The 12,287-nt window shown below is 71.8% G+C and carries 11 protein-coding genes; 1 reads left to right on the top strand and 10 read right to left on the bottom strand.

Annotation, left to right across the window (positions count from 1 at the left end; all coding sequences use genetic code 11):
* Positions 1–92: 92 nt before the first annotated feature.
* Genes carB through pyrR form a run of 6 tightly spaced genes read right to left on the bottom strand, consistent with a single transcriptional unit; the run spans position 93 to position 8,111 of the window.
* Positions 93–3,404, bottom strand: coding sequence for a carbamoyl-phosphate synthase large subunit (carB, locus tag OG286_RS31580; protein WP_405365936.1), 3,312 nt, complete (start codon positions 3,402–3,404; stop codon positions 93–95).
* Positions 3,397–4,602: a glutamine-hydrolyzing carbamoyl-phosphate synthase small subunit gene (gene carA / locus OG286_RS31575; RefSeq protein ID WP_396321642.1), complete on the bottom strand. Its 1,206-nt coding sequence runs from the start codon at positions 4,600–4,602 to the stop codon at positions 3,397–3,399. The genes carB and carA overlap by 8 nt, the downstream gene beginning before the upstream one ends.
* Entirely contained in the window at positions 4,599–5,192 is a 594-nt protein-coding gene (locus tag OG286_RS31570) for a hypothetical protein (protein WP_396321643.1), read from the bottom strand. The genes carA and OG286_RS31570 overlap by 4 nt, the downstream gene beginning before the upstream one ends.
* Positions 5,189–6,493: a dihydroorotase gene (locus OG286_RS31565; RefSeq protein ID WP_396321644.1), complete on the bottom strand. Its 1,305-nt coding sequence runs from the start codon at positions 6,491–6,493 to the stop codon at positions 5,189–5,191. Before OG286_RS31565 ends, OG286_RS31570 begins: the two co-directional genes overlap by 4 nt.
* The gene (locus OG286_RS31560; RefSeq protein ID WP_396321645.1) at positions 6,490–7,482 is read right to left on the bottom strand and encodes an aspartate carbamoyltransferase catalytic subunit; all 993 of its coding nucleotides are present in this window, start codon (positions 7,480–7,482) and stop codon (positions 6,490–6,492) included. Before OG286_RS31560 ends, OG286_RS31565 begins: the two co-directional genes overlap by 4 nt.
* Positions 7,483–7,487: 5 nt before the next feature.
* Positions 7,488–8,111 carry a bifunctional pyr operon transcriptional regulator/uracil phosphoribosyltransferase PyrR gene (pyrR, locus tag OG286_RS31555; RefSeq protein WP_396321646.1) on the bottom strand — a complete coding sequence of 208 codons (624 nt, stop codon included), beginning with the start codon at positions 8,109–8,111 and terminating at the stop codon, positions 7,488–7,490.
* Positions 8,112–8,440: 329 nt separating this feature from the next.
* On the opposite strand from pyrR, the gene OG286_RS31550 reads away from it, so the two are divergent.
* Complete coding sequence (locus OG286_RS31550) at positions 8,441–8,944, top strand: transcriptional regulator (protein ID WP_031072501.1); 504 nt, start codon at positions 8,441–8,443, stop codon at positions 8,942–8,944.
* A gap of 203 nt (positions 8,945–9,147) precedes the next feature.
* Here OG286_RS31550 and OG286_RS31545 read toward each other — a convergent pair whose 3' ends face one another.
* The 4 genes from OG286_RS31545 to efp all read right to left on the bottom strand — a co-directional run bounded on the left by OG286_RS31545 (position 9,148) and on the right by efp (position 12,230).
* Positions 9,148–10,050, bottom strand: a complete 903-nt coding sequence (locus OG286_RS31545; protein ID WP_396321647.1) for a hypothetical protein — start codon at positions 10,048–10,050, stop codon at positions 9,148–9,150.
* 171 nt (positions 10,051–10,221) lie between these two features.
* On the bottom strand, positions 10,222–11,064 hold the full coding sequence (locus OG286_RS31540) for a thioesterase family protein (protein ID WP_405365935.1): 843 nt from the start codon (positions 11,062–11,064) through the stop codon (positions 10,222–10,224).
* 160 nt (positions 11,065–11,224) lie between these two features.
* Positions 11,225–11,662 (bottom strand): transcription antitermination factor NusB, encoded by a 438-nt coding sequence (nusB, locus tag OG286_RS31535; RefSeq protein WP_396321649.1) that lies wholly within the window; start codon positions 11,660–11,662, stop codon positions 11,225–11,227.
* A 4-nt stretch (positions 11,663–11,666) separates the two neighbouring features.
* Positions 11,667–12,230, bottom strand: a complete 564-nt coding sequence (efp, locus tag OG286_RS31530) for an elongation factor P (RefSeq protein ID WP_148647556.1) — start codon at positions 12,228–12,230, stop codon at positions 11,667–11,669.
* Between the last annotated feature and the right edge of the window lie 57 nt (positions 12,231–12,287).

Here is a 12,287-nt window from a genome sequence, read left to right as displayed (position 1 = left end):
GGGCCTGGGGGTCCTCCCGGCCGAAAGGCTGGGGAGGGTGGGCATGGCAGTGGGGGGCACCCGGCGGTTCGGTGCCCCCCACTGCGGTGGTGCTACTTGCTGCGGCCGGCGTTGATCAGCTCGGCGTGCTCCTGGAGCGACATCACCCCGACCTCGTCGCGCAGCAGCGCGTCGATGCCCTGGACGGCGGCGCCCATGGCCTGGACGGTGGTCAGGCAGGGTACGGCGCGGGCGACGGCGGCGGTGCGGATCTCGTAGCCGTCGAGGCGGCCGCCGGTGCCGTACGGCGTGTTGATGATGAGGTCGACCTCACCGTCGTGGATCAGCTGGACGATGGTCTTCTCACCGTTCGGGCCCTCGCCCTCGCTGTGCTTGCGCACCAGCGTGGACGGGATGCCGCCGCGCTGGAGCACCTCGGCGGTGCCGGCGGTGGCGAGCACCTCGAAGCCGAGGCCGACCAGCGCGCGGGCCGGGAAGACCAGGTTGCGCTTGTCCCGGTTGGCGACCGACACGAAGACCTTGCCCCGGGTCGGCAGCGCGCCGTACGCACCGGACTGGGCCTTGGCGTACGCCGTGCCGAAGACCTTGTCGATGCCCATGACCTCGCCGGTGGAGCGCATCTCCGGGCCGAGGACGGTGTCCACGCCGCGGCCGTGCACGTCGCGGAAGCGGCTCCACGGCATCACGGCCTCCTTGACGGAGATCGGGCAGTCGGCGGGCAGCGTGCCGCCGTCGCCGTCGGCCGGGAGCAGGCCCTCGGCGCGCAGCTCGGCGATGGTGGCGCCGAGCGAGATCCGGGCGGCGGCCTTGGCCAGCGGCACCGCCGTCGCCTTGGAGGTGAACGGCACGGTGCGGGAGGCGCGCGGGTTGGCCTCCAGCACGTAGAGGATGTCGCCGGAGAGCGCGAACTGGATGTTGATCAGGCCGCGGACGCCGACGCCGCGGGCGATCGCCTCGGTGGAGGCGCGCAGCCGCTTGATGTCGTAGCCGCCGAGGGTGATCGGGGGCAGCGCGCAGGCGGAGTCGCCGGAGTGGATGCCGGCCTCCTCGATGTGCTCCATGACGCCGCCGAGGTAGAGCTCGGTGCCGTCGTAGAGCGCGTCGACGTCGATCTCGACCGCGTCGTCGAGGAAGCGGTCGATCAGCACCGGGTGCTCGGAGATGAGGCCGGCGTGCCGCTCCAGGTAGGAGGCGAGGGAGGCCTCGTCGTAGACGATCTCCATGCCGCGGCCGCCGAGCACGTAGGACGGGCGGGCCAGGACGGGGTAGCCGATCTCGTCGGCGATCGCCTTGGCCTCCTCGAAGGAGAAGGCGGTGCCGTGCTTGGGCGCGGGCAGGCCCGCGTCGCGCAGCACGCGGCCGAAGGCGCCGCGCTCCTCGGCGAGGTCGATCGCCTCGGGCTGGGTGCCGACGATCGGCACGCCGTTGTCCTTGAGCGCCTGGGCCAGGCCGAGCGGGGTCTGGCCGCCGAGCTGGACGATGACGCCCGCCAGCGGGCCGGCCTGCTGCTCGGCGTGGACGATCTCCAGGACGTCCTCCAGGGTGAGCGGCTCGAAGTAGAGCCGGTCGGAGGTGTCGTAGTCGGTGGAGACGGTCTCCGGGTTGCAGTTGACCATCACGGTCTCGTACCCGGCGTCGGCCAGCGCGAAGGAGGCGTGCACGCAGGAGTAGTCGAACTCGATGCCCTGGCCGATGCGGTTCGGGCCGGAGCCGAGGATGATCACGGCGGGCTTGGTGCGCGGGGCGACCTCGTTCTCCTCGTCGTAGGACGAGTAGAAGTACGGGGTCTTGGCGGCGAACTCGGCGGCGCAGGTGTCGACGGTCTTGAACACCGGGCGGATGCCGAGCGCGTGCCGGACCTCGCGGACGATGTCGGGGCGCAGGCCGCGGATCTCGCCGATCTGCTGGTCGGAGAAGCCGTGCCGCTTGGCGTGGCGCAGCAGCTCGGGGGTGAGGCGCTCGGCCTCGGCCAGCTCGGCGGCGATCTCGTCCAGCAGGAAGAGCTGGTCGACGAACCACGGGTCGATCTTGGTGGCCTCGAACACCTCCTCCTGGGTGGCGCCGGCCCGGATGGCGTCCATCACGGTGTTGATCCGGCCGTCGGTGGGCACGACCGCCTTGGCCAGCAGCTCGTCCTTGTCGCCGATCTCGCCGGCCCAGGAGAACTGCGAGCCCTTCTTCTCCAGCGACCGCAGCGCCTTGTTGAGCGCCTCGGGGAAGTTGCGGCCCATGGCCATGGCCTCGCCGACCGACTTCATGGTGGTGGTCAGCGTGGCGTCCGCGCTCGGGAACTTCTCGAACGCGAAGCGCGGGACCTTCACCACGACGTAGTCGAGGGTCGGCTCGAAGGAGGCCGGGGTCTGCTCGGTGATGTCGTTGGGGATCTCGTCCAGCGTGTAGCCGACGGCCAGCTTGGCGGCGATCTTGGCGATCGGGAAGCCGGTCGCCTTGGAGGCCAGCGCCGAGGAACGCGAGACGCGCGGGTTCATCTCGATGACGATGACCCGGCCGTCCTCGGGGTTGACCGCGAACTGGATGTTGCAGCCGCCGGTGTCGACGCCGACCTCGCGGATGACGGCGATGCCGATGTCGCGCAGGATCTGGTACTCGCGGTCGGTGAGGGTCATCGCCGGGGCGACGGTGATGGAGTCACCGGTGTGGACGCCCATCGGGTCGAAGTTCTCGATGGAGCAGACCACGACGCAGTTGTCGTTCTTGTCGCGCATCAGCTCCAGCTCGTACTCCTTCCAGCCGAGGATGGACTCCTCCAGGAGCACCTCGGTGGTCGGCGAGAGGGTCAGGCCCTGGCCGGCGATGCGGCGCAGGTCCTCCTCGTTGTGGGCGAAGCCGGAGCCGGCGCCGCCCATGGTGAAGGAGGGGCGGACCACGACCGGGTAGCCGCCGAGGGTGTCGACGCCGGCCAGCACGTCGTCCATGGTGTGGCAGATGACCGAGCGGGCGGACTCGCCGTGGCCGATCTTGGCGTTGACCGCCTCGACCACGCCCTTGAAGAGCTCGCGGTCCTCGCCCTTGTGGATCGAATCGACCTTGGCGCCGATCAGCTCGACGTTGTACTTGGCGAGCACGCCGTTGGCGTCCAGCGAGATCGCGGTGTTGAGCGCGGTCTGGCCGCCGAGGGTCGGCAGGAGGGCGTCGGGGCGCTCCTTGGCGATGATCTTCTCGACGAACTCCGGGGTGATCGGCTCGACGTAGGTGGCGTCGGCGATCTCCGGGTCGGTCATGATCGTGGCCGGGTTGGAGTTGACCAGGATGACCCGCAGGCCCTCGGCCTTGAGCACCCGGCAGGCCTGCGTGCCCGAGTAGTCGAACTCGGCGGCCTGGCCGATCACGATCGGGCCGGACCCGATCACCAGGACGGACTTGATGTCAGTGCGCTTAGGCACGCTGGCCCTCCATGAGCTCAACACTGTGCTTGTCGTCGCCTCGCATGAGCGCGACGAACCGGTCGAAGAGGTAGGCCGCGTCGTGCGGGCCGGCTGCCGCTTCGGGGTGGTACTGCACGCTGAAGGCGGGCACGTCCAGCGCCTGGAGGCCCTCGACCACGTCGTCGTTCAGGCAGACGTGGGAGACCTCGACGCGGCCGTAGGGCGTGTCGCTCACCTTGTCCAGCGGTGCGTTCACGGCGAAGCCGTGGTTGTGCGCGGTGACCTCGACCTTGCCGGTGGTGCGGTCCTGGACCGGCTGGTTGATGCCGCGGTGACCGTACTTGAGCTTGTAGGTGCCGAAGCCCAGCGCGCGGCCGAGGATCTGGTTGCCGAAGCAGATCCCGAAGAACGGGGTCCTGCGCTCCAGCACGCCCTGCGCCACGGCGACCTGGTGGTCGGCGGTGGCCGGGTCGCCCGGTCCGTTGGAGAAGAAGACGCCGTCCGGCTCGACGGCGTAGACGTCCTCCAGCGTGGCGTTGGCCGGCAGCACGTGCACCTCGATGCCGCGCTCGGCCATCCGCTGCGGGGTCATCGCCTTGATGCCGAGGTCCAGCGCGGCGACGGTGAACTTCTTCTCGCCGATCGCGGGCACCACGTACGGCTCGGTGGTGGCGACCTCGGCGCAGAGGTCGGCGCCCTTCATCTCGGGCGACTGCTGCACCCTGGCCAGCAGCGCGGCGTCGTCCGCCAGCCCCTGGCCGGAGAAGATGCCGCAGCGCATGGCGCCGCGCTCGCGCAGGTGGCGGGTGAGCGCCCGGGTGTCGATGCCGCTGATGCCGACGACGCCCTGGTTGGCCAGCTCCTCGTCCAGCGACCGGCGCGAGCGCCAGTTGGACGCCACGCGGGCGGGGTCACGCACGACGTAGCCGGCGACCCAGATCCGCCGGGACTCGTCGTCCTCGTCGTTCCAGCCGGTGTTGCCGATCTGCGGGGCGGTCATCACGACGATCTGGCGGTGGTACGACGGGTCGGTGAGGGTCTCCTGGTAGCCGGACATGCCGGTGTTGAAGACCGCCTCGCCGAACGTCTCGCCGGTGGCGCCGTAGGCCTGGCCGCGGAAGGTCCGGCCGTCCTCCAGGACGAGCACGGCAGCCTCCCTGTTCGAAAACGGGCGCTCCCGCCGTTGGCGCTGCGTGGTGGGGGCAGGTGCGGTCATGGAGCGGCCTCTTCCGTCTTCGTCTTCGTACGTGTTGCGAGTTGAGCGATCGCCTCGACCCAGGCGGTGTGCTCGTCGGGGTGGTCGGCCCGGAAGCCGGAGTCCAGGGCGATGCCCGTGGGGGTCCCCCCGGCCGAAGGCTGGGGGAGCGTCCAGGTGACGACGAGCAGTCCGGACGGGACGACCTTTCCGGCGATCCCGGAGTCCGTCCGGGCACCGGTCAGGTGCTCGGCCGGGATCCAGAGGTCGACGTCACCGGGGCGCCGCACCAGCAGGCCGTTGTCGCCGAGGGTCAGATCGGCGCGGCTGCGGGTGCCCAGGCCGTGCGCGACGACCCGGTCCAGCCAGTTCCCGGCGGTGGTGGTGCCGTGGTACCGGCCGCTGGTCTCCAGGATGGTCCGCCCGGCACGCTCCGGCACGGCGGGAAGCGCCGGGATGCCGGACTGCAGGGTGCGGCGCCAGTTCCAGCCCTGGCGCATCAGCCAGTAGACCAGGCCGATGACGACCAGCAGGCCGACGGCCCAGCCGATGTATCCGGGCCAGTTGGTGACCCTGGCCTGCTCCTGGGCGAGCAGGGCGACCGAGCTCACGCGAGCCCGCCCTGCTCGACCAGCTCGCCGGCGAGCACGGTGGCGTTGCCGCGCAGGAAGGTGGCGTGCACCCGTCCGGGCAGGTCGAGGCCCCGGTAGGGGGTGTTGCGGGAGCGCGTGGCGAAGCTGTCGGGGTTCACGGCACCACGGTACGCGGGATCGAACAGCACCAGGTTGGCCGGCTCACCGACCGAGACGGGCCGTCCGTGGCCGCGGAGACGGCCGATCCGGGCCGGGCGGTGCGACATCCGGTCGGCGACGCCCTCCCAGTTCAGCAGGCCGGTGTCGACCATCGTCTGCTGGACCACCGAGAGCGCGGTCTCCAGGCCGACCATGCCCATCGCGGCGACGGCCCACTCGCAGTCCTTGTCCTCGGCCGGGTGCGGCGCGTGGTCGGTGGCGACGGCGTCGATGGTGCCGTCGGCGAGCGCCTTGCGCAGCGCCTGCACGTCGGCGGCGGTACGCAGCGGCGGGTTCACCTTGTAGACCGGGTCGTAGGAGCGGACCAGTTCGTCGGTCAGCAGCAGGTGGTGCGGGGTGACCTCGGCGGTGACGTCCCAGCCCTTGGCCTTGGCCCAGCGGATGATCTCGACCGAGCCGGCCGTGGAGACGTGGCAGACGTGCAGGCGGGAGCCGACGTGCGCGGCGAGCAGCACGTCGCGGGCGATGATCGCCTCCTCGGCGACGGCCGGCCAGCCGCCGAGCCCGAGCTCGCCGGAGACCTGGCCCTCGTTCATCTGGGCGCCCTCGGTGAGCCGCGGCTCCTGGGCGTGCTGGGCGACGACCCCGTCGAAGGCCTTCACGTACTCCAGCGCGCGGCGCATGATGACCGCGTCGTCCACGCACTTGCCGTCGTCGGAGAAGACCCGGACGCCGGCCGCGGACTCGTGCATCGCGCCGAGCTCGGCGAGCTTCTTGCCCTCCAGGCCGACGGTGACGGCACCGACCGGCTGCACGTCGCAGTAGCCGGACTCCTGGCCGAGCCGCCAGACCTGCTCGACCACGCCGGCGGTGTCGGCCACCGGGAAGGTGTTGGCCATCGCGTGGACGGCGGTGAAGCCGCCCTTGGCGGCGGCCTGGGTGCCGGTGAGCACCGTCTCGGCGTCCTCGCGGCCGGGCTCGCGCAGGTGGGTGTGCAGGTCGACCAGGCCGGGCAGGACGATCAGGCCGCTGGCGTCGATGTCGATGTCGGCCTCGACGGTGAGGCCGGTGCCGATCTCCTTGATGACGCCGTCGGCGAGGTGGAGGTCCTGCGGGGCGCCGCCGAGGAGCTGGGCGTTGCGGATCAGGTAGGTGGTCACTGAGCGGTCTCCACGGAGTCGGTGCGGGGGGCGGCTTCGGCGGGGCCGTCGGCGAAGACGGCACCGCCGAGCAGCAGGTAGAGGACGGCCATCCGGACGGAGACGCCGTTGGCGACCTGCTCGACCACGGTGCAGCGCGGCGAGTCGGCGACGTCGGCGGTGATCTCCATGCCGCGGACCATCGGGCCGGGGTGCATCACGATGGCGTGCTCGGGCAGCTGGGCCATCCGGCTGCCGTCCAGGCCGTAGCGGCGGCTGTACTCGCGCTCGGTCGGGAAGAAGGCGGCGTTCATCCGCTCGCGCTGGACCCTGAGCATCATCAGCGCGTCCGTCTTGGGGAGCACGCTCTCCAGGTCGTAGCTGATCTCGCAGGGCCAGTTCTCGATGCCGATCGGCAGCAGCGTCGGCGGGGCGACGAAGGTGACGTGGGCGCCGAGGGTGGTGAGCAGGTGCACGTTGGAGCGGGCGACCCGGCTGTGCAGGATGTCGCCGACGATGGTCACCCGGCGGCCCGCGAGATCGTGGCCGGCGCCGGGGTTGAGGTGGCGGCGCATGGTGAAGGCGTCGAGCAGCGCCTGGGTGGGGTGCTCGTGGGTGCCGTCACCGGCGTTGATGACGCTGCCGCGCAGCCAGTCGGACTGGGCGAGCCTGGCCGGCGCACCCGAGGCGTGGTGCCGGATGACGACCGCGTCGGCGCCCATGGCCTGCAGGGTGAGCGCGGTGTCCTTGAGGCTCTCGCCCTTGGAGACCGAGGAGCCCTTGGCCGAGAAGTTGATGACGTCGGCGGAGAGCCGCTTCTCGGCGACCTCGAAGGAGGTCTTGGTGCGGGTCGAGTCCTCGAAGAAGAGGTTGACGACGGTTCGGCCACGGAGCGTGGGCAGCTTCTTGACGGCCCGTCCGGAGAGCTGGGCCAGCTCCTCGGCGGTGTCCAGGATCAGCAGCGCGTCGTCGCGGGTGAGGTCGGCGGCGGAGACGAGGTGGCGCTTCACGCGGGTTACTCCGGGAGGTGCGGTTCGGACGGCCGGGAGGCCAGGGCCTGCGAGGAGCGGGCCGCGTAGTCGCGGTCGCCGACCAGCACGGCGTCCACGCCGTCGGTGTCGGCGAGTCGGACCTGCACGGCCTCGCGCAGCGAGGTGGGGAGGTTCTTGCCCACGTAGTCGGCCCGGATCGGCAGCTCGCGGTGGCCGCGGTCGACCAGGACGGCGAGCTGCACAGCGCGTGGGCGGCCGATGTCGCTGAGCGCGTCGAGCGCGGCGCGGATGGTGCGGCCGGAGAAGAGCACGTCGTCGACGAGGATCACCAGCCGGCCGTCGATGCCGTCACCCGGGATCTCGGTGTGCTCCAGCGCGCGGGCGGGCTTGAGCCGCAGGTCGTCCCGGTACATGGTGATGTCCAGGGTGCCGAGCGGGATGTCGCGGCCGGTGATCTGGGCCAGCCTGGCGTGCAGGCGGCGGGCCAGGTGGACGCCCCTGGTGTGGATGCCGAGCAGCACGACGTCCTCCGCGCCCTTGGCGCGCTCGACGATCTCGTGCGCTATCCGGGTGATCACCCGGGCGATGTCCGTGCCGTCCAGCACCTGGTGCGGCGGCCGCGGCGTGGTTTCGTGGTCTGCGGTCATGCCGAAGCGGACCTCCTTCCCCGCCTCACGGGACGGGCCTTAAAGGATGTCTGGGATGGCCCCCGCCGACGTGGCGCGGGCTCCGGCCATCGTACCAGCGCGGCCACCGGCAAACGGACCGACACCATTCCGCTTCATCGGGTTAACGCCCCGGACGTTCCGCCGATGCGGGCCATTCGCACGACTGCCCCATTCGGCTTGACGCAACTACCTCACTCTACGTAACCTCACAGTGAGTTACGAGACGGGCGTCGAACCCACCGGTAACGACGTCGGCGATCGCCCGTGACCCACCACTGAACGCGAAGCAATCTCGTCCGGGGAGACCAATGTCCAGCGACTACGCGAAGCAACTCGGAGGCAAGCTCCGAGCGATCCGCACTCAGCAGGGGCTCTCCCTGCACGGTGTCGAGGAGAAGTCCCAGGGGCGCTGGAAGGCAGTCGTCGTCGGCTCGTACGAGCGCGGCGACCGTGCGGTCACCGTGCAGCGGCTGGCCGAGCTGGCCGAGTTCTACGGCGTGCCGGTGCAGGAGCTGCTGCCCGGCGGTACGCCCGGTGGTGCGGCCGAGCCGCCGCCGCGCCTGGTGCTGGACCTCGAAAGACTGACCCAGGTCCCGTCCGAGAAGGCCGGCCCGCTGCAGCGCTACGCGGCCACCATCCAGAGCCAGCGCGGCGACTACAACGGCAAGGTGCTCTCGATCCGCCAGGACGACCTGCGCACGCTGGCCGTGATCTACGACCAGTCGCCGTCGATCCTCACCGAGCAGCTGATCTCCTGGGGTGTGCTCAACCCCGACGCGCGCCGTGCGGTGCGCGAGGAGGAGGCGAGCTGACCGCTCGCCACACCGGCTCCGCCCCGCCCTCACCTGCAGAAACGGGCGGAGCTCAGCAGAAACGTCACGGCGCGGCGCCCCGGACCGGGGCCCGCGCCGTCGCGCGTCCGTGCGCCACGGGCCCGCACCGCGGCACCGCCGTACGGCCACGGACCCCGGCACCGCCGTACGGCCACGGGCCCCCACCGGGCCCCGCCGACGGCTCAGCAGACCGTGCCGAGCGAGTAGCCCGGCTCCGCCGCCACCCCGTCCAGCCGCACCGCGCCCTCGGCCGGGGCCCAGTCCTGCCCACCGCTGACCCAGGCCCACGCCGTCTGCCGGTACTCCCCGCAGGAGGCCGCCGAGCCCTGCGCGCCGTGCAGCACCGCCAGGCCCGGAAGCTCCCGCGCCAGCCCGGCGCAGAGCACCGCGCAGAGCAGCTCCAGGTCCTCGTCGTTGATCCGCACGACGCCGTCCTCCCACTGCAGCACCCGGGCCGCCGCCGTGAGCCGCCCGCCGGGCGCGTCCACCGCGAGCCGCAGCTCGTACACCCCGGCACCGGCGCCCACCAGCATCCGGCGGAACACCTCGGCACCGCGCTGGTACGCCTCCCGCACCGCGCGGCCACGCCCCTCGTACAGCCCGCCGTCCAGCAGCAGGTCGGCGTGGCGCAGGGTCAGCCCGTTCTCCCGGGCCCGGACCAGCCGGGGCACGAAGTCGCCGGCCAGCTCCTCGCCCTGGTAGGCGAGCAGCTGGGTCTGCAGCGGCGGGTTGACGAGGTAGCGGTCGCGGGCGCCCGGCTCGGCCGGGTCGAGACCGTTCAGCAGGCAGAACTCCTCGAAGTCCTGGGGGTGGAACATCCGTGCCCGGACGGTGTCGAAGCCGCGCTGGGCCTCCGTCAGCAGCTCGGCGGTGTCCCGCAGGTAGGACGCGTAGTCGGGCGCGTCGGAGAGGCGCCAGGCGCGGGCGCGCTCGAAGTCGGCGGCGCTGGTCAGGACACCGATGACGAAGGCCTGGTCGCCGCCGGCCGGGCGCCGCTCGGCCCGCTCGTGCCGCGACCGCGCGCGGGGGCGCGGGCCGGCGGCGGTGCAGTCGGGGGTGCGGCGGGCGCGGCCGTTGCGACTCATCGTGGGCTCCTGGGGCGGACGGGCGGATCAAGGTCAGCGGCGGGTAGTACCGCTGACCGTTGTCCTCCCCAACCCCGCGTGTCGCACACGTACGGCGTGTCACAGGAATGTAACCGAACGTGAGGCGGGTGTTTCGGCCCGCCCCGGCCACACCGCCGCGCCCGTCACGCGTCACACCGGGCGCGGCACCCGGGCCAGCTGGCGGGACTGCGCGACCAGCCGGCCGGCCTCGTCCCAGACCTCGGCGTCCTCCTCGAAGTAGCCGCCGGCCACGTTGCGGGTGGCGTGGGTGACGCGCAGCCAGCCGGGCACCGGCCGGGCCCGCAGGTGGACGGTCAGCTCGATGGTGGGCGCCCAGCCGGGCAGGCCGAGGTCGAAGGTGACCGGCGGCAGCGCGTCGGCGACCAGCAGGAGCAGCAGCGGGTCGGGCTCGCGGCCGTCGGCGAGCCGGAACCAGCCCTGGATCCGCCCGTTGCCGGAGGGCTGCCCGAGCGCCCAGCCGATGGTGGCCGGGTCGAGCCGCAGGTCGAACCGCTCCAGCAGGGCGGCCTGCGCGATCAGCTCCTTGGGGGCGTGCTCGACGCCGATGCACTGGTCCGGCGGCGGCAGCTGCGGCGGCTGCGCGGTGGTACGCACCTCGCCGTCGGCGGCGGCGAGGTCGCCGTGGCTGGCGACTACCCGGAGCCGCTCGACACCGTCCTGGCTCAGCGAGGCGGTGCCGGTGGAGAGCGAGCGGCCGGCGCGGAGCACCTCGGTGCGGACGGTGGCCGGGCCGGGGGTGGAGGCGGAGAGGTAGTAGCCGCTGATCGAGACCGGGTCGGCGTGGCCGCCCGGCTCCTGCGCGCCGTGCTCCAGGGAGAGCGCGTGGCCGGCCATGGCGAGCAGCAGCCCGCCGTTGACTCCGCCGCCGATCTGCCAGCCGGAGCCCAGTTCGCCGTCGTAGCGGCCGGGTTCGTCCGGGTGGCGGGTCAGGGCGATGCCCTGGTCGAACTCGCTGCGGATCGCCGTGGTCATGGGGGTGGCCTGCCCTTCGCTGCGGGGTCGCCGGCGAGCGGGGCCGCCGGCGCACCAGGTTACTGGCGAGTAGGGTTCCACGTCAGGCCACCCGGGCGCAACGCACGACGGCCGCCGGATCCCTTCGATGGGGGATCCGGCGGCCGTACGTCGGGTGCTGCTACCGGCGGATGCTCGGCTTCAGCTCCAGGAAGCGGGCGAGCAGGCCGTTGACGAAGGCCGGGGAGTCGTCCGTGGAGAACTCCTTGGCGATCTCGACGGCCTCGTCCAGGACGACCGCGTCCGGGACGCCGTCCTCCCAGATCAGCTCGTACGCGCCGAGCCGCAGGACGTTGCGGTCCACGATCGGCATCCGGTCGAGCGTCCAGCCCACCGCGTACTCCGAGATCAGGTCGTCGATCCGGCGGGCGTGCTGGACATAACCCTCGACCAGCTCCATCGTGTACTCGCCGACCTGCGGGGTGCCCTCGTCCGGCTTGGGATCCCGGGCACGGGCCACCCAGTCCGCGAGGACGGTCAGCGGGTCGACGTTGCGGTGGTCGGCCTCGAAGAGGATCTGGAAGGCCCTGGTACGGGCCTTGCTGCGTGCGGCCGACACGGACTTACTTCACCCGGCCGAGGTAGCTGCCGTCGCGGGTGTCGACCTTGATCTTCTCGCCGGTCACGATGAACAGCGGGACGGCGATCTCGGCGCCGGTCTCCAGGGTGGCCGGCTTGGAGCCACCGGTGGAGCGGTCGCCCTGCACACCCGGCTCGGTGTGGGAGATGGTCAGCTCGACCGAGGCCGGGAGCTCGATGTACAGCGGGGCGCCCTCGTACATGGCGACCAGGGCCTCGAAGCCCTCCAGCAGGTACTTGGCGGCGTCGCCGACGACGGCCGGCTCGACCGTGGTCTGGTCGTAGGTGTCCGTGTCCATGAACACGAAGTTCTCGCCGTCCTTGTACGAGAACTGCATGCCGCGCTTGTCGACGTTGGCGGTCTCGACCTTGGTGCCGGCGTTGAAGGTCTTGTCGACGACCTTGCCCGTCAGGACCTCCTTGAGCTTGGTCCGCACGAAGGCCGGGCCCTTGCCGGGCTTGACGTGCTGGAACTCGACGACGGACCAGAGCTTGCCGCCCTCCAGCTTGAGGACCATGCCGTTCTTGAGATCGTTCGTGGAAGCCACGGGCGCACTTACTCCTGGATATAGCTGTCAAGGAACCAAGGGGTGCGTCCTGCCGCC

It is taken from the genome of Kitasatospora sp. NBC_00039 (genome assembly GCF_045160625.1).
GTDB lineage: Bacteria > Actinomycetota > Actinomycetes > Streptomycetales > Streptomycetaceae > Kitasatospora.
The sequence above is the reverse complement of the archived record's forward strand: the minus strand, read 5'-3'. Positions and strand labels throughout refer to the sequence as shown.